At 31.1% G+C, this 20,003-nt stretch carries 20 protein-coding genes; all 20 read left to right on the top strand.

The features are described 5' to 3' along the window. Nucleotides 1-14 precede the first annotated feature (14 nt). The 20 genes from ACVEGE_RS03640 to ACVEGE_RS03545 all read left to right on the top strand — a co-directional run bounded on the left by ACVEGE_RS03640 (nucleotide 15) and on the right by ACVEGE_RS03545 (nucleotide 20,002). Nucleotides 15-794 carry an FkbM family methyltransferase gene (locus tag ACVEGE_RS03640; protein ID WP_192501988.1) on the top strand — a complete coding sequence of 260 codons (780 nt, stop codon included), beginning with the start codon at nucleotides 15-17 and terminating at the stop codon, nucleotides 792-794. Beyond that, nucleotides 794-1,870, top strand: a complete 1,077-nt coding sequence (locus tag ACVEGE_RS03635) for a DegT/DnrJ/EryC1/StrS family aminotransferase (RefSeq protein WP_192501987.1) — start codon at nucleotides 794-796, stop codon at nucleotides 1,868-1,870. Before ACVEGE_RS03640 ends, ACVEGE_RS03635 begins: the two co-directional genes overlap by 1 nt. After that, nucleotides 1,867-2,556: a WbqC family protein gene (locus tag ACVEGE_RS03630; protein ID WP_192501986.1), complete on the top strand. Its 690-nt coding sequence runs from the start codon at nucleotides 1,867-1,869 to the stop codon at nucleotides 2,554-2,556. Before ACVEGE_RS03635 ends, ACVEGE_RS03630 begins: the two co-directional genes overlap by 4 nt. Beyond that, on the top strand, nucleotides 2,553-2,966 hold the full coding sequence (locus ACVEGE_RS03625; protein ID WP_192500241.1) for a GNAT family N-acetyltransferase: 414 nt from the start codon (nucleotides 2,553-2,555) through the stop codon (nucleotides 2,964-2,966). The genes ACVEGE_RS03630 and ACVEGE_RS03625 overlap by 4 nt, the downstream gene beginning before the upstream one ends. Further along, the gene (locus tag ACVEGE_RS03620) at nucleotides 2,963-3,925 is read left to right on the top strand and encodes a glycosyltransferase family 2 protein (RefSeq protein ID WP_192500240.1); all 963 of its coding nucleotides are present in this window, start codon (nucleotides 2,963-2,965) and stop codon (nucleotides 3,923-3,925) included. Before ACVEGE_RS03625 ends, ACVEGE_RS03620 begins: the two co-directional genes overlap by 4 nt. Further along, a complete protein-coding gene (locus ACVEGE_RS03615; RefSeq protein WP_192500239.1) occupies nucleotides 3,913-4,857 on the top strand; it encodes a glycosyltransferase family 2 protein in 945 nt (314 codons plus the stop codon). Before ACVEGE_RS03620 ends, ACVEGE_RS03615 begins: the two co-directional genes overlap by 13 nt. Further along, complete coding sequence (locus ACVEGE_RS03610) at nucleotides 4,858-5,769, top strand: glycosyltransferase family 2 protein (RefSeq protein ID WP_192500238.1); 912 nt, start codon at nucleotides 4,858-4,860, stop codon at nucleotides 5,767-5,769. Further along, nucleotides 5,759-6,607, top strand: coding sequence for a glycosyltransferase family 2 protein (locus ACVEGE_RS03605; RefSeq protein WP_192500237.1), 849 nt, complete (start codon nucleotides 5,759-5,761; stop codon nucleotides 6,605-6,607). Before ACVEGE_RS03610 ends, ACVEGE_RS03605 begins: the two co-directional genes overlap by 11 nt. A 26-nt stretch (nucleotides 6,608-6,633) precedes the next feature. Next, on the top strand, nucleotides 6,634-7,761 hold the full coding sequence (locus tag ACVEGE_RS03600; protein ID WP_192500236.1) for a glycosyltransferase WbsX family protein: 1,128 nt from the start codon (nucleotides 6,634-6,636) through the stop codon (nucleotides 7,759-7,761). 10 nt (nucleotides 7,762-7,771) lie between these two features. Then, the gene (locus ACVEGE_RS03595) at nucleotides 7,772-8,608 is read left to right on the top strand and encodes a glycosyltransferase (protein WP_225738073.1); all 837 of its coding nucleotides are present in this window, start codon (nucleotides 7,772-7,774) and stop codon (nucleotides 8,606-8,608) included. Next, on the top strand, nucleotides 8,609-9,547 hold the full coding sequence (locus ACVEGE_RS03590) for a glycosyltransferase family 2 protein (RefSeq protein ID WP_192500235.1): 939 nt from the start codon (nucleotides 8,609-8,611) through the stop codon (nucleotides 9,545-9,547). 1 nt (nucleotide 9,548) lies between these two features. Then, nucleotides 9,549-10,601 (top strand): acyltransferase family protein, encoded by a 1,053-nt coding sequence (locus ACVEGE_RS03585; protein ID WP_192500234.1) that lies wholly within the window; start codon nucleotides 9,549-9,551, stop codon nucleotides 10,599-10,601. An 81-nt stretch (nucleotides 10,602-10,682) separates the two neighbouring features. Continuing rightward, nucleotides 10,683-11,888 carry a glycosyltransferase family protein gene (locus ACVEGE_RS03580; RefSeq protein ID WP_192500233.1) on the top strand — a complete coding sequence of 402 codons (1,206 nt, stop codon included), beginning with the start codon at nucleotides 10,683-10,685 and terminating at the stop codon, nucleotides 11,886-11,888. 89 nt (nucleotides 11,889-11,977) lie between these two features. Beyond that, nucleotides 11,978-12,565, top strand: coding sequence for an FkbM family methyltransferase (locus ACVEGE_RS03575; protein WP_192500232.1), 588 nt, complete (start codon nucleotides 11,978-11,980; stop codon nucleotides 12,563-12,565). Between the two features lie 6 nt (nucleotides 12,566-12,571). After that, complete coding sequence (locus tag ACVEGE_RS03570; RefSeq protein WP_192500231.1) at nucleotides 12,572-13,597, top strand: glycosyltransferase family A protein; 1,026 nt, start codon at nucleotides 12,572-12,574, stop codon at nucleotides 13,595-13,597. 32 nt (nucleotides 13,598-13,629) lie between these two features. After that, nucleotides 13,630-14,547: a glycosyltransferase family 2 protein gene (locus tag ACVEGE_RS03565; RefSeq protein WP_192500230.1), complete on the top strand. Its 918-nt coding sequence runs from the start codon at nucleotides 13,630-13,632 to the stop codon at nucleotides 14,545-14,547. Nucleotides 14,548-14,559: 12 nt separating this feature from the next. Then, entirely contained in the window at nucleotides 14,560-15,237 is a 678-nt protein-coding gene (locus ACVEGE_RS03560; RefSeq protein ID WP_192500229.1) for an acylneuraminate cytidylyltransferase family protein, read from the top strand. 59 nt (nucleotides 15,238-15,296) lie between these two features. Further along, on the top strand, nucleotides 15,297-16,337 hold the full coding sequence (locus ACVEGE_RS03555) for an N-acetylneuraminate synthase family protein (protein ID WP_192500228.1): 1,041 nt from the start codon (nucleotides 15,297-15,299) through the stop codon (nucleotides 16,335-16,337). 1,143 nt (nucleotides 16,338-17,480) lie between these two features. Beyond that, nucleotides 17,481-18,602: a UDP-N-acetylglucosamine 2-epimerase gene (gene neuC, locus ACVEGE_RS03550; protein WP_192500227.1), complete on the top strand. Its 1,122-nt coding sequence runs from the start codon at nucleotides 17,481-17,483 to the stop codon at nucleotides 18,600-18,602. Next, complete coding sequence (locus ACVEGE_RS03545) at nucleotides 18,602-20,002, top strand: glycosyltransferase family 28 protein (RefSeq protein WP_192500226.1); 1,401 nt, start codon at nucleotides 18,602-18,604, stop codon at nucleotides 20,000-20,002. Before neuC ends, ACVEGE_RS03545 begins: the two co-directional genes overlap by 1 nt. Nucleotide 20,003 lies beyond the last annotated feature (1 nt).

The following is a 20,003-nucleotide window of genomic DNA, read 5'->3' as shown; positions in this document are numbered from 1 at the left end:
TTAAAATTGAAATTTTGAAAAAAACAATAAAAAGAATACTCATTAAACTAATGAATCCACTTGCAATAAAGCTTGGGTATGTTAAAGTGAATAGTATCCCAACCTTGATTGTTGATGAGTTTAATAAAAATAGCTTGTTAAGCATTTTATTTAATAATTTAAAAGCAATTGGTTTTGTACCAAAACATATTGTTGATGTTGGTGCAAATCACGGTAGTTGGACAAGAGAAGTTTTAAAACATTTCCCTGAATCCTATTATACTTTATTAGAACCTCAACACTGGTTAAAGAATTCTTTCCAAGATATTTTAGACACCAATAGTAAAGTGCAGTTTTATGCAGTTGGAGCGGGTGAAAAAGCGGGTAGTTTTCAATTTACAATTGTAGATCGAGATGATAGTTGTTCTTTTAGGTATAGTGAAAAAGAGGCTGCAGCAGCTGGTTTTGAACAAATTGAGATTCCCGTTGTGACTTTAAATGGTTTGTTATTAGATAGTAAATTACCAACTCCTGATATTATTAAAATTGATGCGGAAGGGTTAGATATTGAAGTTTTGAAAGGAGCAAGTAGCTTTTTTGGTAAAACGGAAATATTTATGGTGGAAGTTGGTGTCTTTATTAAAGAATTTGATAACAGTTTTTTGAAAATGATTAGTTTTATGGATGAACAAGGCTATCGTTTGTTTGAAATTACGGATTTAAATAGACCTTTTCATCCGCAAGTTTTGTGGTTAGCAGAATTAGTTTTTATTAAGAAAAACGGCATTATTGATGCTTATAAAATTAATTTTTAATGATAAACGTAACTAGGACATTTTTACCACCTATTGAAGAATACCAACATCATGTTCAAAGAGCTTGGGATAATCAATGGTTAACAAACCGTGGGGAATTAGTAATAGAGTTAGAAGAAAGTTTAAAAGAATATTTAAAAGTTACTAATATAATAGTGACTAATAATGGAACCATACCATTACAAATAGCGTTGAAGTTGTTAGCTAATGGAGGGGAAATTATTACAACTCCATTTAGTTATGTAGCAACTACAGCAGCCATAGTTTGGGAAAATTGTATCCCCGTTTTTGTAGATATTCATCCTGAATATTGGACAATTGATGAAACTAAAATTGAGGCAGCCATTACTAGTAAAACAACTGCTATCCTTGCTACTCATGTTTTTGGAAATCCATGTAATGTGACGGTAATTGAAGCTATTGCTAAAAAGCATCATTTAAAAGTTATTTATGATGGGGCACATTGTTTTGGAGTACAGTACAACGGCAAATCAATTTTTGAATATGGAGATGTAAATACTTGTAGTTTTCATGCGACTAAACTTTTTCATACTGGCGAAGGTGGAGCTATGTTTACAAATGACAAAGCTTTACAACAGCAATTGTTTTACAGCCATAATTTTGGACATAATGGCCCCTTGGCTTTCTATGGATTAGGGATTAACGGAAAAATGTCTGAATTGCAAGCTGCAATGGGTTTGGCAGTTTTGCCTTATATGGACACAATACTTGTTGAAAGAAAAAAAGTTGTAGATTTTTACAATGCAAATCTTGATTTTTCGAAATTAAAATCTTTAAAAATACGAGAGAATACACAATGGAATTACAGTTATTATCCAGTTGTATTTGAAACAGAAGAAGATTTATTGCTAGTTGAAGAAGTATTGAATAAGAATCAAATTTACCCAAGAAGGTATTTTTACCCGTCCTTAAATACAATTGAATATACAAAAGGTAGATCAATGCCAGTTTCTGAAAGTATTGCTTCAAGAATAATGTGTTTGCCTTTGTATGTGGGCTTGTCAGAAGCAGAACTTGTGAAAATAACGCTACTAATAAATGTCGTTTTTTTATGAAAGTAGCTATTATGCAGCCCTATTTTTTTCCATATATAGGTTATTTTCAGTTAATTAATGCGGTTGATGTTTTTGTGGTTTATGATGATGTGAATTTTATTAAACAAGGATGGATTACTAGAAATAGTATTTTAGTAAATAAAAAAGAACATAATTTTATTTTGCAAGTGGAAGGGGCGAGTTCTTTTAAAAAAATTAAAGAAATTACAGTTGGAAAAAATAAAAAAAAACTGCTTAAAACAATAGAACAAGAATATAAAAAGGCCCCTTTTTTTAGGGATGCATTTCCTGTTATTGAGGAAATTTTGTCAAGTGATGAAGATAATTTATCTAGATTTTTGATATTTTCTTTATTTAAAATATCTAATTACTTGCAAATTAATACGGCTTTTAGAATTTCTTCAACTTTAGAAAAAAATAATGGGCTAAAGGGTCAAGATAAAGTTATTGCTATTTGTGAAGAATTAAGAGCTACAAATTATTTTAATGCAATTGGGGGGCAAGAATTATATAATAAAGAAATATTTGATAAAAACGGAATTGCCCTTAATTTTATTAAAACAGAGTCAATAGTTTATACTCAATATAATAATGATTTTATATCTTGGCTTTCAATTATTGATGTCATGATGTTTAACAGTTTGGAAGATATAAAAAATATGTTTGACAAATATGAATTGATATGAAAGAACAAATTATTGAGCTTTTTAAGAATTTAAACACTGAATTTATAATGAATTTTTCCGACATTGGTTTGGAAAATTATGTTGAAAAAATAATTAAAAAAGCCTCAATAATTTCAATAATTAAGAATGATATTTTGATTGGATTTATTGCTTATTATGATAACGAACCAAATAAAGAGATGGCATTTCTTACGATGATTATTGTTAAGGAAGAATTTGAAAATTTGGGATATGGAAAAAGTTTGTTAGAATTTTCATTGAAAGAAATTATAGGTAAAGGATTTAAAAAATATGGTTTGAAAGTTCATGTTGAAAATAAATATGCGATAAGACTTTATGAAAAATACGGATTCGTTAAAATAGAAAGAGAATTAAATTTTTTTTATATGGAAAAAAAAATTAGTCAATGATGGTAAGTGTTTTAATGATTACTTATAATCACGAAAAATACATTAGACAAGCTATAGAGAGTGTTGTGGATCAGGAATGTAATTTTAGTTATGAATTAATAGTAGCTAATGATTGTTCTCCTGATTCGTCAGATGGAATCATTAATGAGGTTATTAGAAGTCATTCAAAAGGAAATTTAATAAAATATATTAAGCATTCGCAAAATATTGGAATGCAATTAAACTATATTGATGCTTATCATAAATGTCAAGGAAAATATATAGCAACTTGTGAAGGTGATGATTACTGGACAGATCCTTTAAAATTGCAAAAACAAGTTGATTTTCTAGAAGCAAATACAGAATATGTAATGTGTTTTCATCAAGTTGATATTTTAAAAACAGATGGTGCCGTAGTAGATGATTTTATTACAGTAGTACCTGAAAATTATGAGACTATAGAAACTTTAGCCCGACTGGGTAATTATATACACACCCCATCAGTAGTTTTTAGAAACGTATTAAACGGATTTCCTATAGAATTTGAATTATCACCTATAGGCGATTATTTTCTTTATATGTTGCTTGCAGAACAGGGTAAATTAAAATATTTAGAACAAAAGATGGCTGTTTATAGAGAGGGAGTAGGGGTCTGGAGTAGAGAGGGAGATTATTTTAAAAATTTTAATACGGCTTATACTCACGCTTTATTAGTCCGTCATAATAATTCAAATAATTTTATATCAGCACTCTTGCTAGAACGAATTATTGGTTTTGTGAAAACTTATAAAAACCGAATAGATAAGGAAGTTTTGGAGAAATTGAATACATGTATTAAAGTAAATCAGAGTTTTTATCATTATTTTTTGGATAATAATAAGATTGAACTTGGGCTAAGTGAAACAATACAAATGAAGACCTCAAAGGAATTGCTAGTCGAGGTATGGCTACGTATAAAAAAACGTTTATGGATAGAATAACCCCTTTAGTTTCAATTTGTATTCCAACTTATAATGGAGAACAATTTATTGTTGAAGCTATGGATTCTGCAATTATACAAACTTATGCTAATTTGGAAATAGTGGTTTCGGATGATGCGTCAAATGATACCACTTTAAAGTTAATTGAAGCGTTTAAAGGAAAAACAAAAATACCCATTCGGATTTTTCATCATGAGCCAAATGGCATTGGTGAAAATTGGAACAACTGCGTTAAGAAATCAAAAGGGGAATACATTAAGTTTTTGTTTCAAGATGATGTTTTGAAAGAAACTTGTATTGAAGAAATGGTTACGTTTGCAGAAACTAATAAAGTTGATTTAGTTTATTGTAAAAGAGATTTTATTTTCGAGAAAAGAGATTTGTTTATTACTACATGGATTAGAAATTTTGAAAATTTACATAATAAGTGGAAAGCTATAAATGTTACTAATGGAGTTGTTAAAGGAAAGAAATGTTTAGGAGACGAATATTTCATGCACTCTCCTGAAAATAAATTTGGAGAACCAACCGCTGTTCTATTAAATAGACGAATTTTTGAAAAAACAGGATACTTTGACAAGGATTTAATTCAAGCTTTAGATATAGAGTTTTGGTGGAGAGTTTTGTGTTATTTTGATACTGGCTTTGTGGATAAATCTTTAATTTATTTTAGATTACATAATAAACAGGCTTCACAAATAAATCATTTTAAGGAAGTAAACGAAATGGATTTGTTACATAGGTTTTGTTATGATAAAATGTTTTGGAAAATTCACAATAAGTCAAAATGGTTTCTTTTAAAAAAGTATAATCCTTTGGTGAAATTTGTTTTCAATTCTACTTTATTTAAAAAAGTAATGTACTTGATAAATAATTATAAAACCCCTCAAAAAATTTTAAAAAAAGTAATCTCTAAATTTCAGGATAAATAAATGCTAGCAATTATTATCCCATTTTATAAACTTACTTTCTTTGAAGAAACCTTACAATCGTTAGCTAACCAAACGGACAAAAGGTTTAAGGTCTACATTGGTGATGATGCAAGTCCAGAAAACCCATTGAGCCTGATACAAAAATACCAAGGTAAATTTGAACATATTTATCACAGATTTGAAGAAAATGTCGGAGGAACTTCATTAGTAAAACAATGGGATCGTTGTATTGCTTTGAGCCAAAATGAGGAGTGGATAATGATTTTGGGGGACGATGATTATTTAGATGCTTATGTTGTTGCATCCTGGTATGAAAATTATAATCAATTTTATAAAAAAGCTGAAGTAATTCGTTTTGCTACTAAAATGATTGTTCAAGAGAATAATGAAGTTTCTGAAAAATTTGAACATCCAGTTTGGGAGTCTGCAACTGATTCCTATTTAAGAAAATTCAATCACCAAACCAGAAGTTCTTTATCAGAGTATATTTTTTCTAGAAAAACATATATTAAACATCATTTTTATGACTATCCTCTGGCTTGGAATAGTGATGATCAGGCTTGGCTTGATTTTTCTTGGAATAAACCAATTTACAGTATTAATGAAAGCATTGTTTTTGTACGTTTATCGCAATTAAATATTTCAGGTAAAACGGATAATTGTTTCCTTAAAAATAAGTCACAAGTTTCATTTTATAAAAAAATAATATATGATAAGCTTCTATATTATAAAAAAAAAGAACGAACGTCACTTTTAAGAAAATATGAAAACGAAATTCTTAAAACTAGGAAATTGACTTTGTCAGAATGGAAAGATTTATTTTATTATTACCTACGCTTTTTTAATTTTAAAGAGTTTAAAAAAATTACTAAGCGATTTTTAAAGACGATTTTTAAAAGCTATGATTACTAAAAAAGTTTCAATAATAGTACCTTGTTACAATCAAGCTCAGTATTTGTCCGAAGCGTTGCAATCGGTGTTAAAGCAAACCTATACTAATTGGGAATGTATTATAGTAAATGATGGTAGCCCAGATGATACAGCAACAATTGCAAATACATGGATAATAAAAGATTCTCGTTTTAAGTATTTAGAAAAAGAAAATGGGGGATTAAGTGCTGCAAGAAATTCAGGAATTGCGATAGCTGATGGTGAATTCATTTTGCCATTAGATGCTGATGATAGAATTAGTAGCAAATATTTGGAACTAGCGGTACCAGAGTTTGAAAGAGATCCCAATTTAAAATTAGTTTATTGTAAGGCAGAGAAGTTTGGGGATGAATCTGGAAATTGGGTTTTGCCTAATTTTAGCTTGTATAATATAAGTCAAAATAATCTTATTTTTTGTTCAGCAATATTTAGAAAGCAAGAATGGAAAATAATTGGAGGTTATGACGAAAAAATGATATATGGTTGGGAAGATTGGGAGTTTTGGATTGCAATGCTTAAGAATGGTGGTGGAGTAAAAAAACTAGAAGAAGTAGGGTTTTATTATAGAGTGAAGTCTAATTCAATGCTCGATAAAACAAAAGGATTAAAATCAGATTATTTATCAAATTATTTAAGTGTTAAACATGCTGATTTTTTTGTTGAACATTATGGGTCTTTTAAGAAGATGCAACAAGAATTAGAACAAAACCGAAATGAATATGAGTATAAATTAAAAAGCGAAAAATTTGCTATAGATGTTTTTTGTTCTGTTTTCTTTGGTTTTTCTATTTTTGGAAAATATAAAAAGTCTAAACAATAATTTCTTAGTATAAATCAAGTCAAATAATGTCCGGAAACAAAATTAAATTTCTAACCTATTATCTTCCCCAATATCATCCCATTCCTGAGAATGATTTGTGGTGGGGAAAAGGATTTACAGAATGGACAAACGTTACTAAAGCAAAACCTTTATTCAAAGGACATTACCAACCTATCTTACCAGGTGAATTGGGTTTATATGATTTACGTGTCCCTGATACTCAGGAAAAGCAAGCACAACTTGCTGCACAGTTTGGTATTGATGGTTTTGTTTATTATCAATATTGGTTTGGAAACGGAAAAATGCTGTTAGAAAAGCCAGCTGAGGCAATGCTAAGAAATGAAAATATAAAGTTGCCATTTTGTTTCTGTTGGGCAAATGAAACCTGGAAAGGGATCTGGCATGGTTTAGATAATCCAGATGTTTTAATAGAGCAACTCTATGAAGGTGAAAAAGGGTACCGTGCTTATTTTGATTACTTACTCCCTTTTTTTAAAGATGAGCGTTATATTAAGGTTGCTAACAAACCCATGTTTCATATATATAGGATAGAAGATATTCCTGATTTAGATTTATTCCTTAAATTATTTAATACTTTAGCTATTAATGAGGGATTTGGAGGTGTTTATTTTATTTCTACATTAGTTTCTTCAGTAGATGTTTTGCTTAATAACACTTCAATATATGGGCAAATTGGGATGGATGTTTTTCATAAAATGCGTTATGAAAAAAAATCTTTGTTTAAACCACGCAGTTTTTTAGGTAAAGTTGAAAATAAATTAAAACAAAAATTAACTGCATCTTATAAAATAGGGGTTAGAAAAAAACCATTAATTTTTGATTACAAAAAAGGAGTTTCAACCTTTAATATAAATTTCCCCAATCCAAAGTATATTTCCTGTGTTTTTCCTAATTGGGACAACTCTGCAAGGAGTGGAAAAAAATCTTTAATTTTTAAAAATGCAAATCCAACTGCTTGGCAGGAACATTTACAAGTAGCCGTTAATCAACTTATAAAAAACAATAATAATCCTCAGTTTATCATGATTAAGTCGTGGAACGAATGGGCGGAAGGCAATTACCTAGAACCAGATGCGAAATATGGTTTAGAATGGCTTGAAGCTGTGAAAAAAGTAAAAGAAAAACTGAATTAAAATCTAAATTTTGATACAAACACCTCTTGTTTCTATAATAATCCCTTGCTATAATGACTGGCAGTATGTTGAGCAAGCTGTTAATTCAGCTTTAAATCAAACTTATTCTAACATAGAAGTCATTGTTGTAGATGATGGATCAAATACTAAAACAAAAGAAGTCCTAAAAAAAGTCGCGTCTCGAGTTACAAAGTTAATTACGCAAGAAAACCTGGGGCAAAGCACTGCTAGAAACCAAGGAATTCGAGTGTCAAAAGGGGAGTATATTTTAGTTTTAGATAGTGATGATTTTTTTGAAACCAGTTTTTGTGAAAAAGCGATACCATTATTTTTTGCAAATGATGATATTAAAATTGTTAGCTGTATGGCAAATCGTTTGTATGACAATGGTAATAGAAATGTTTTTTCACCCTCTGGAGGTACAATAGTTAATTTTTTACAGGAAAATGAGGCGTTAGGAACCTCAATGTTTACAAAAAAAGATTGGTTATTATGTGGTGGATATGATGAAGAAATGCGAAATGGATTTGAAGATTGGGAGTTTTTTATTAGAATTTTAAAAGACGGAGGGAGAGCTTACATAATCCAAGAACCATTATATAATTATAGAAGAAGGACTAATTCTACATCAACTATAGCAAACTTTAAAAAGTATGAGCTATTGAAATATATTTATAATAAGCATCAAGAATTATACAAGAGAAATTTTGAAACCTTCGTAACTTATCTATTGTTTAAGATAGAAAGAGAGGAAAAAGAAAAGATTAAAAATACGCAACGATTAGAATTTAGAATCGGAACTGCCGTTTTAAAGCCTTTTCGGTTTATTAAATCAATTTTTAAATAAATGCAACCCAAAGTTTCCATTATCCTTGCAACTTACAACAGAGCAGAATATATTCTTGAATCACTAAAATCAATTCAAAACCAAACCTTTCATGATTGGGAGTGTTTGATAATAGATGATGGCGGAACTGATAATACTAGAGAATTAATAGCACCTATACTTGAAGCCGATAATAGATTTAAATTTTATCCAAGAACGACCAAGTATAAAAAAGGTTTACCAGGCAGTAGGAATTATGGTTTAGATCTTGCCAAAGGGGATTATATAATCTTTTTTGATGATGATGATATTGCTCATCCCCAAAATTTAGAATTGTGTGTAAATGAATTAGCGACAAAGGGTATTTCTTTTTGTAGGTACATTCGAGATGTTTTTCGAGGAAATTTTATTTATGATTTTGATTACTCAAAAAAGTACACTTCTTTTTATATAGATAGTACAGATATTAATAGAATATTACGGAATGAACTGCAGTTTAATTCTTGTGCTGTTATGTGGACTAAAGAATGCTACATTACCCATAGATATACAGAGCATTTAAAGTACGCAGAAGAATGGGAAGTTTATGCAAGAATTATTACTTCAGTAAATAAAGGTATATCGATTGACAAAACGCTTTATTATGGAAGAAAACACGATGTATCTATTACTGGTGATTTTGGTAACAGAAAATTAGCAAGTTTACGTTCTTATGCGGATGCTATAGTATTAGTAATTGATGATTTGCACAAGAAGAAGTTAGCTTCTTATGAAATAATTCGTTATTTCATTCAAATAGCATTAGACTACAAAGAATATAATTTATTCAATAGAATTATAAATAAACTAGAATTGTCATTATTTGAAAAATGGAGATGGAAGTTAATATATTTTCAACTGCCATTAAGGTTATATTTTTACGATAAATATATAAAATGGAAAAAGACAACAAACATTTAATATGATTAAATACATACCAGGATTAAATGGTATTCGCGCTATAGCAGTTATTTTTGTCATTCTTTCTCATCGTTTTCCAGCAGATAGTATTGTTAACATTTTTCCTATAGGAAGTTACGGCGTTGATGTTTTTTTTGTTTTAAGCGGGTTTCTGATCTCTCGCACACTTTTTTTTCAAATAATTGGTGACAAGGAGGTTGGTTTGACGAACCTAACAATTATAAAAAAATTCTTTATTAAAAGATCGTTACGAATTTTTCCTATATATTATTTATTGCTGTTATTTATGTTTTTAACAGGAGGTATTATTGGAAATCAATTTAGGGAAAATATTTTGTGGTATGTTTTTTATGGTTCGAACTATTTGAATTATTATGAAAACAGATGGTTTGGTTCATTAGCTCATCTTTGGTCACTTTCTGTCGAAGAACAGTTTTATATATTTTGGCCGTTGTTGTTATTGTTTGTTTTTAAAAAACGAATATTATTATTTATAGGATTACTTATTATTATCGGAACTTGCGCGCCTTTTTTCTATAGTGGATTAGGAAATATCCTGACAATATCCTGTGTTAATGCTTTTGGAATAGGTGCTTTACTTGCCTATGTTGAAATCATTAGACCGGATTACGAAATACTCTTTGTTAAAATTTCGAAGCTTATTTTACTTCCAATAGTATTGCTGGTTTGCATACATAATATAGTTGCTGTAATACCTTTTTTTTCAGAACGTTTGGCTATATCATTATTGGCAATAGCGATTATTGGGTATTGCAGGTATGATTCTAAAAGTATTTTGGTCACTTATATACTTGATAATAAAGTTTTAAATTTTATTGGAATTATAAGTTATGGGATATATTTGTATCATAATATCGTGCCAAAATATTGGGTTTGGGTGCTTCAAAAAATAGGTTGGATAACCCCTGCTTCAATTAATAAGTTTTCTTATTTGGAATTTCTTATTCAAACGGTTTTCATTATTGGGATTAGCTACCTTTCTTGGGTTATTGTAGAAAAACCAATATTAAAGTTAAAAGAAAGAATAGAATAGTGTTCGAAGTTTTGATAAAAAGCTTAAAGATGGTTAATAATTGTGCTGTTTTTTATAAATCAATGGTTAATAAAATTTTAAATGAAATTTCTAATAATAGCTCAAAACTTGAAGGTATCTGGAGCTAGTGAAGGTATTGTTTCAAGATCTTTTTTGGCTAAGCTTCGCACGCAATTCCCAGATGCTATAATTGATGTATTGTATTTAAAAAATCACGTAAGTGAAGATCAATTAGATTTATTGCCTGTAGATAACATTGATACACATGTTCTTAATCTAAAAGCTCCTTTTGTAATAAAATGGTTGAATCGAATTTCGTGGCGATTTTTCCATATTTCATTATACGACCGTTTTGTGCATCAATCTTATAGCGCCTATATCTCAAAAATTGATTATGAACAATACAATTATATCTTTATTAGAAGTTCTGGTTTAGATCACGAAACATTATTAGCAGCAAGAAACTTACCAATACTTAAAAAGGCTATTATTAATTTTCATGATCCCTATCCTTATTTTTGGTACCAAGGTTCTCATCATAAGCTGTCAGGTGTGGAGTTGTTTAGATTGAAATTAATGTTTCAAGTGGTCCAACAAGCAAAGGTATGTATGAGCACATCTCAGTTAATGTCAAATGATTTAGAGTTTTTATACGGTTCTAGAAAAAAGTTTTACACTTTACCACATCAATTCTCTAGCTCTGTTTTTAATTTAACAGATGTAGTAAGTGTGCGTAAACAAGAAAAAAAACTTGCCATTAGTTATCATGGCTCCATACAATCAGGAAGGGATATTGATGGATTACTTTCGGCATATGTAGCCATTATAAATAATAATGAAAAATTAAAAAGTGAAACGGAATTTGTATTGCGTTTGGGGGGTGGAGATATTAAGTTCTTAATTGAAAAGTACAGTAACTGCGCAAATATTATTATTCTACCAACTTTGAATTTCTCAAATTCAGCCTTCGAGCAAGCTAACTATTCTAATATTACTATTATTTTAGAAAACGGTCCATATAGTTCTAGTATATTAGTGGGAAAAGCACCCTTTTTAGCCTCCTTGAATAAAGCTGTATTTTGTGTTTCGCCACAACGTAGTGAATTAAGAAATATAATTAGTAATCCTAAATATATTGCTACTATGGGGAATGTTGAAGAAATTAAAGAAAAATTAGAAAATTTAATGTTAGAGTGTATGGTTAATTATGAACCGGTATATTCTTTTGGAAATTATTTTAGTGACATTAATTTTCAAATTAGATTGAAACAGATAATCAATAGTTAGAATTTTCTATGATAATAGATATGCTTAAGAGAATAATCAGAAAGAGATATAATATTAGTTTCTCAAAATCGGGCGATGATATTCAATTAATGAAGCTAATTAACAGTGACATTCCTGGTACCTACGTTGATATTGGTTGTTGGCATCCAATTAAAGCATCCAATACGTATTTTTTTTATCTACGAAAATGGAAGGGCATTTGTATTGATCCTAATCCTGAATTAAAGCCTCTTTATGATAAGTTTAGGTCCTCAGATCATTTTATAAATGCGGGTATTGGAAATTCAAATACGACTTTAGATTATTATATGTTAGAGGAGAGTTCGATGAATACCCTAAGCTATGAATTTATAAAGAAGCATAATTTAGAGTCTAAAATTATAAAGAAGATTAAAATTCCTTTATATTCCTTGAAAGAAATTTTAGATCAGAATTTAAATGAAAATGATAGATTAGATTTTTTTGATGTAGATGCTGAGGGCTATGATTTAGAAATTCTGAAAACAAATGATTGGACAAAATATAGACCGAAAATAATTGTCGTTGAAAGTGATGATAATTTACAAAACGATATTACATCAGAAATAGTAAAATATTTAGAACTTCAAAATTATAGCTTATTAGGTAAATCAATAATCAACAAAAATCTTGGAAACTTATTTTTAGTTTCTAATTAATTTAAAATGAGAATAGGATCAAATCCACATAAAGATAAATTACAAGAATCAAATCCCTACCTGCATCAGGTTGTTATCCCTGTTTATATCCCTAATCAGGAAGGTTATTTCAAAGATAGTTTTGCAATCTTGAAACTCTGTTTAGCATCTCTTATTGCCACAACACATTCTAAAACATTTATTAGTATTGTAAATAACGGGAGCTGTATTGAGGTAAAGGAATATCTAGACAATGAGCATAGTAAAAAAAACATTCATGAAATTATTCATACCCATAATATAGGCAAACTCAATGCAATTATTAAAGGAGTAACGGGTAATGATATTGAACTCGTGACTATAACAGATGCAGATGTTTTGTTTTTGCCCAATTGGCAATATGAAACAGCTATGGTATTTAAAAAAATGCCTAAAGTAGGTGTTGTTGGGATTGTTCCTCAGTTCAATATGTTTAAAGCGAATTGTGAAAATATGATTTTTGATAAGTTCTTTTCAGATGAGGTTAAATTTTTACCTGTAAAATCTAAAGAAGGGCTCATCAACTTTTACAAAAGCATTGGTTGGAATGATGATTATAATAAAGATTTTTTAAAATTCAGCTTAGGTTTAGAGCAAAAAGAAACGACCGTGTACATAGGGTCTGGACATTTTGTAGCTACGTACAAAAAGCAACTGTTTGACGAGGTACATTCTTATTTTAATTTTAAATTGGGAGGCGATTCTGAGGGCTATCTTGATAGTTTACATTTTAAATACGACTACTGGAGGGTTACAACATATGATAATTTTGCATTCCACATGGGTAATGTTTTAGAAAATTGGATGCAAGAGGTAACTTATAAAAATGCCCAATATCAAAACGAAATTGTATCTGGTTTTGTTAAAAATAAACCTTGTAATCAAGCAATAGTATTTATTAAAAGAAAAATAATTGCAACAATTATATTTAATAGTTCAATGTCAAAATGGTTTTATAGTTTTAAAAAACTACCTAAAAACTTATTAAAAACGTATAATTTTATTACTACATAAATCCAAGTTGTGGGTAATTGAGGCTTTCATTCATGAAAAAAAAATCATTTTCAATTTTAATAAGTACTAAAAACAGAAAGGAAGATTTACAAATAACACTAAGTAAAATTCACTATTTGTTTTTACAAGATAACGTAAGCTGTGTTGTTTATGATGATGGTTCTACTGATGGTACCTTTGCCTTTGTAAAAAATAACTTTCCGGATGTTATTCTTTATAGAAATGAAATTTCTAAAGGGTATTTATATTGTAGGAATAAAATGCTGAATGAAACTACAGCGGATTATGCGATATCACTAGACGATGATGCTCATTTTTTGACTGAAAATCCTTTACTTTTAATTGAAAATTATTTTAAATCGAATCCCCAATGTGGTTTGATTGCTTTCAGGATTTACTGGGGAACAACGATTCCTGATAATTTAATTTCTAAGGATGTTCGTTGCCGCGTTCAAAGTTTTGTAGGATGTGCGCACGTGTGGAATATGCAGGCTTGGCGTGCTATACCCAATTATCCTGAATGGTTTGTTTTTTATGGTGAAGAGGATTTTGCTTCGTATCAACTGTTTAAAAAGAATTGGGAAATTAATTATTTGCCTGATGTACTCGTAAATCATAGGGTGGATATGAAACTACGAAAGAAAAATGATGACTATCATATTCGTTTAAGGAGCTCATTACGCTCTGGATGGTTTTTATTTTTATTGTTTTATCCTGCAGTAGTTATTCCTAGAAAGATTGCGTATTCAATTTGGATTCAATTTACTACAAAAGTTCTAAAAGGGGATTGGAGGGTTTTTAAAATAATAGGGATCGTGCTAATTGATGTATTAAAAAATGGTTTTAAGATATTAAAAAATAGGAATAAACTAACTGCAACGGAGTATGTTGCTTATCAAAGTCTAGCGCCAGCAAAAATATATTGGGTACCAGAAATTCAAACTACTTAAAGGTAAAGTTTAATGAAAACAATCGTGATAATCCCTGCGCGTGGTGGTTCTAAAAGACTCACAAATAAAAACAATCTGTTACTAGGAGGGATTCCCTTATTAGCGCACAGTATTTTATATGCCCAAAATAATTTAAAATTCATTGACGCGATCTATGTTACTACAAATGATGAAGCTGTCAAAAAAACTGCAATTCATTATGGAGTTAAAGTCATTGATAGACCAGAAAGTTTGTCAGGTGATCATGAACCTACAGTATCGGCATTAAAACATGCGCTTGCAACAATAGAGTACAAAGTTGAAAATGTTATTTTATTACAGCCAACAAATCCACTTCGAACCGAAAATTTATTAGAAGATGCTTTTACTACTTTTGAATCAAAACAGTGTGATAGTTTGTTTACGGTAACTAGAAATCAAGATAAATTGGGAAAAATAATAGATCAAAAATTTGTTCCGTTTAATTATGAAATAGGACAAAGGAGTCAAGATTTAGCCCCTTTATTTTATGAAAATGGTTTGCTTTACATCACAAAAGCGGCACTAATTGCTAAAGGTATAATTATTTCTGAAAATGCCTTTCCGTTAGAAGTAAATCATATTTACGCCAATGTTGACATAGATACTCTGGAGGATTTAGAGTATGCGGAATATTTAATAAAAAAAGTGTCTCGACTGCGCTCGACATGACAAAGTAAAACAGTTGCCAGCTCGAGCGCAATCGAGCGGCATAACTTATAACGTATTTTATGAATCCTTATATAGAAATTGCAGGAAGAAAAATAGGACCCGATTTCCCACCTTTGGTTATTGCCGAGATTGGTATTAATCATGAGGGTTCCTTGGCTGTTGCCAAAGAAATGGTTGATGCCGCTCATCGAGCAGGAGTGGAGGTAGTAAAACACCAAACACATATTGTACAAGATGAAATGAGTGGTGCTGCCAAAAAAGTAATTCCAGGCAATGCCGATGTTTCTATTTATGAAATCATGGAGCGCTGTTCTTTAAATGAAGCAGACGAATTAAGTTTAAAAAAATACGTTGAAAGTAAAGGCATGCTCTTTATCTCGACACCATTTTCTAGAGCGGCGGCAAACAGATTAGAAAAATTTAATGTACCAGCTTATAAAATAGGTTCTGGAGAATGTAATAACTATCCTTTGCTAGAACACATTGCTTCGTTTGGTAAACCCGTTATTTTGAGTACCGGAATGAATACTATCGAAAGTGTGGCAAAAGCGGTAGCTATTTTTGATAAACATAAAGTGCCAGTAGCTTTATTGCATACTACTAATTTGTATCCGACCCCCATTCATTTGGTTCGTTTTGGTGCCATGACACAACTGCAGGAAGCTTTTCCAGATAAGGTATTTGGTTTGTCAGATCATACCTTAAATAACAATGCGTGTTTGGGAGCTGTAGCCTTAGGCGCAAGTATTTTAGAACGTCATTTTACCGATACTATGCAACGCACTGGTCCAGATATTGTGTGTAGTATGGACGAAAAAGCATGTGCAGATTTAATTGTAGCATCAAATGAAATTTGGCAAATGCGCGGTGGTAGTAAAGAACCAGCCAAAGAGGAACAAGTGACCATCGATTTTGCTTTTGCCACAGTATGTACTATTAAGCCAATACGAAAAGGAGAACCGTTTACCATGGGTAATATTTGGGTAAAACGACCTGGAACGGGTGAAATTTTAGCCGAACGATTTAATGAGTTGATAGGTAACATTGCTTTGAGGGATATAGAGAATGATGAGCAATTGAAATTGGAAGATATTGAGTAAATGGGTTTCGACGCCGCCGAGAAATATCGTTTGTCAATTCGAGCGGAGTCAAGAATCTAGTTTAGATGAAACGTAATTTGATAAAAGGGCTTCGACTCCGCTCAGTCTGACAGTAGTAAATGAAACAACAATTATCAATCCGAGCGGAGTCGAAAATTTTGTTTAATAGGGTTATGATTGTAAAAGGGCTTCGACTCCGCTCAGCCTGACAGTCGTAATTGAAACAACAATTGTCAATTCGAGCGGAGTCGAGAATGTGGTTTAAAAGAAAAGTGAGTTAATAAAAGAGCTTCGACTCCGCTCAACCTGACAGTAGTACTTGAAACAACAATTGTCAATTCGAGCGGAGTCGAGAATCTAGTTTAGATAAAACGTAATTTGACAAAAAGAGCTTCGACTCCGCTCAGCCTGACAATCGTACATGAAACAACAATTGTCAATTCGAGCGGAGTCGAGAATCTAGTTTACATGAAAAGTGATTTAATAAAAGGGCTTCGAGTTCGCTCTGCCTGACAATCGTGATTGAAAAATCGTATGTCAATTCGAGCGGAGTCGAGAATCTAGTTTAGATGAAACGTAATTTGATAAAAGGGCTTCGACTCCGCTCAGTCTGACAGTAGTAAATGAAACAACAATTATCAATCCGAGCGGAGTCGAAAATTTTGTTTAATAGGGTTATGATTGTAAAAGGGCTTCGACTCCGCTCAGCCTGACAGTCGTAATTGAAACAACAATTGTCAATTCGAGCGGAGTCGAGAATGTGGTTTAAAAGAAAAGTGAGTTAATAAAAGAGCTTCGACTCCGCTCAGCCTGACAGTGGAGCATGAAACAGCAATTGTCAATTCGAGCGGAGTCGAGAATCTAGTTTAGATAAAACGTAATTTGACAAAAAGAGCTTCGACTCCGCTCAGCCTGACAGTCGTAATTGAAACAACAATTGTCAATTCGAGCGGAGTCGAGAATCTTGTTAATATGAAAAGTGATTTGATAAAAGGGCTTCGACTCCGCTCAGCCTGACAGAGATGCGTGCAACAACAATTGTCCATTCGATCGGAGTCGAGAATCTAGTTAAACGAAAAACGTAATTACACGTAAGCGCTTCGACTCCGTTCCCATGACACTCGTGATTGAAAAAATAAATTAATGAAAAAAATAATATTCTTAACAGGTACTCGTGCTGATTTTGGAAAAATAAAATCGTTAATTTCAATTCTGGATGTTCATCCCAGCTTTGAGGTATTTGTTTTTGTTACCGGAATGCATTTGCAAGAGGAATATGGTTATACTTTAATAGAGATTGAACGTTGTCATTTTAAGAACATTCACACTTTTAAAAACCATACTCACGAAACTACAATGGATTTGACTTTGGCCAAAACTATTGAGGGGTTATCTCGTTACGTCAAAAAAATAAATCCTGATTTAATTGTGGTGCATGGTGATCGTGTAGAAACATTAGCAGGAGCTATAGTAGGGTCGTTAAATAATATTCTTGTCACACATATTGAAGGAGGAGAATTATCTGGTACAGTAGATGAGCTAATTAGGCATAGTGTGAGTAAATTAAGTCATGTTCATTTTGTTTCTAATGATGATGCAGCTAAGCGTCTACTTCAAATGGGCGAAATTGAATCTTCTATTTTTACGATTGGCTCTCCAGATATAGATATTATGTTTTCGGATAGTCTCCCTTTACTTTCTCTCGTTAAAGAATATTATCAAATTGATTTTGAACAATTTGCTGTAGTTATGTTTCATCCCGTAACTACAGAAGCTAATGAAATGAAAGAATATGCCGTTAACTTTGTTAGTAGTTTGTTAGCTGACAGTCGCAACTATGTTGTGATTTATCCCAACAATGATTTAGGAAGTCGGTTTATTATTGAAGAGTATGAACGATTAAAAGGAAATAATCGCTTTAGAGTTTTTCCTTCGTTGCGATTTGAATATTTCTTGACTTTACTTAAAAATGCACAATTTATTATAGGAAATAGTAGCGCAGGGATTAGAGAAGCTCCTTATTATAATATTCCTATTATTAACATAGGAACAAGACAACAAAATAGAGCAGTACATGCTGCTATTGTGAATGTTGATTATACAGAGGAAAGTATAAATAGCGCCTTAACCATAATTAATTCCCATACTGCTACTGATGTAGTAGCTGATTTTGGAAAAGGAAATAGTGCACAACTGTTTTTAGCGACTATAGAAAATGGGGAATTATGGGCCATCAATCATCAAAAGCAATTTAGAGAGTTATAATGCCAAATAAAAAAATATTTATTTTATTGCCAGACGGAATTGGTTTGCGCAATTTTGCCTATACTGATTTTCATGATATAGGCATTCGTAATGGGTTTGATAGTGTGTATTGGAATGGCACCCCTTTTGAACTCTCTACAATAGGTTTTGAAGAGATTAAAATTGAAAATGCTAAACCACATCCTTTAACTACATTGTATAAAAATGCACGTCAGCAAATTGAATTGAATTTAAATAGCAAGAAAACCAAAGACCAGACTTATAATTCCTACCGTTTTATACAGAATACTACAGGGATTAAAAATAAATTAAAAAATGTATTTATAAATACTGTTATAGCCTTTCATTCTTCTGAAAAGGGATTAATAAGTGTGCGCAAAAAAATAGTTCAAAAAGAGCAAAAAACGCTTTTTTATCATGAATGCTTACGAACATTGCAGAAAGAAAAACCTGATTTGGTTTTTTGTACAAATCAAAGGCATACTGTTTCTATAGCGCCTATATTGGCAGCTAAAGCTTTAGGAATTCCCACGGTTGCGTTTATTTTTTCTTGGGATAATTTGCCCAAGGCCACCCTGGTTATTGAAACAGATTATTATTGCGTATGGAGTGAATACATGAAAAAAGAACTTCTATTTTATTATCCTTATATAAAAGAAGCACAGGTTTTTATTACTGGATCCCCTCAATTTGAAGCGCATTTTAATCAGGAGAAAAAGCTGTCAAAAGAAGTTTTTTTTGAAAATAATAATTTAGATTTAAATAAAAAATACATTTGTTATTCTGGAGATGATGTAACCACTTGTCCCGATGATCAACGCTATTTAGAAGATGTAGCTGCAGCGGTAGCGGAGTTGAATAAAAAGGGGTATAATCTCGGTGTAATTTTTAGAAGATGTCCCGTAGATTTTTCAAAAAGATACGATACTGTTCTTGAGAAATATAGTGAAATTATTGTTGCGTTAGCGCCGTTATGGGAAAATAAAGGAACTAATTGGGGTGCTATATTGCCCACGATTAAAGACATTGAATTACAAATCAATACGATTGCGCATACTGAAATGGTAGTGAATTTAGGTTCTTCTATGGTGTTTGATTTTGCAACTAACAGTAAACCTTGTGGTTTTATTAATTATGATGTGCCTGATAAAGTAAAAAAAGATTGGTTTGTAGACAAGATATATAAATTCATACATTTTAGATCAATGCCTCATAAAGAGTCCGTTTTTTGGTTGAATAGTGCTGATGAAATAGCCTTTAAAATCGAAAAAGTTTTGAATGGTGAGCACAAATTAATAGCTACTAAAGCGCAAGAATGGTTTGAAATTATTAACCAGCATCCTGCAAATGAGGCTTCAAAAAGGGTCTGGCAAGCCATAAACGCAATTTGTAATAAATAAA

The organism is Flavobacterium sp. PL002 (genome assembly GCF_054165825.1).
The sequence above is the reverse complement of the archived record's forward strand: the minus strand, read 5'-3'. Positions and strand labels throughout refer to the sequence as shown.

Coding starts and splice junctions, on each gene's coding strand:
- ACVEGE_RS03635 (WP_192501987.1), top strand. CDS start 794: ATGATAAACGTAACTAGGACATTTTTACCACCTATTGAAGAATACCAA.
- ACVEGE_RS03630 (WP_192501986.1), top strand. CDS start 1,867: ATGAAAGTAGCTATTATGCAGCCCTATTTTTTTCCATATATAGGTTAT.
- ACVEGE_RS03625 (WP_192500241.1), top strand. CDS start 2,553: ATGAAAGAACAAATTATTGAGCTTTTTAAGAATTTAAACACTGAATTT.
- ACVEGE_RS03620 (WP_192500240.1), top strand. CDS start 2,963: ATGATGGTAAGTGTTTTAATGATTACTTATAATCACGAAAAATACATT.
- ACVEGE_RS03615 (WP_192500239.1), top strand. CDS start 3,913: ATGGATAGAATAACCCCTTTAGTTTCAATTTGTATTCCAACTTATAAT.
- ACVEGE_RS03610 (WP_192500238.1), top strand. CDS start 4,858: ATGCTAGCAATTATTATCCCATTTTATAAACTTACTTTCTTTGAAGAA.
- ACVEGE_RS03605 (WP_192500237.1), top strand. CDS start 5,759: ATGATTACTAAAAAAGTTTCAATAATAGTACCTTGTTACAATCAAGCT.
- ACVEGE_RS03600 (WP_192500236.1), top strand. CDS start 6,634: ATGTCCGGAAACAAAATTAAATTTCTAACCTATTATCTTCCCCAATAT.
- ACVEGE_RS03590 (WP_192500235.1), top strand. CDS start 8,609: ATGCAACCCAAAGTTTCCATTATCCTTGCAACTTACAACAGAGCAGAA.
- ACVEGE_RS03585 (WP_192500234.1), top strand. CDS start 9,549: ATGATTAAATACATACCAGGATTAAATGGTATTCGCGCTATAGCAGTT.
- ACVEGE_RS03580 (WP_192500233.1), top strand. CDS start 10,683: ATGAAATTTCTAATAATAGCTCAAAACTTGAAGGTATCTGGAGCTAGT.
- ACVEGE_RS03575 (WP_192500232.1), top strand. CDS start 11,978: ATGAAGCTAATTAACAGTGACATTCCTGGTACCTACGTTGATATTGGT.
- ACVEGE_RS03570 (WP_192500231.1), top strand. CDS start 12,572: ATGAGAATAGGATCAAATCCACATAAAGATAAATTACAAGAATCAAAT.
- ACVEGE_RS03565 (WP_192500230.1), top strand. CDS start 13,630: ATGAAAAAAAAATCATTTTCAATTTTAATAAGTACTAAAAACAGAAAG.
- ACVEGE_RS03560 (WP_192500229.1), top strand. CDS start 14,560: ATGAAAACAATCGTGATAATCCCTGCGCGTGGTGGTTCTAAAAGACTC.
- ACVEGE_RS03555 (WP_192500228.1), top strand. CDS start 15,297: ATGAATCCTTATATAGAAATTGCAGGAAGAAAAATAGGACCCGATTTC.
- neuC (WP_192500227.1), top strand. CDS start 17,481: ATGAAAAAAATAATATTCTTAACAGGTACTCGTGCTGATTTTGGAAAA.
- ACVEGE_RS03545 (WP_192500226.1), top strand. CDS start 18,602: ATGCCAAATAAAAAAATATTTATTTTATTGCCAGACGGAATTGGTTTG.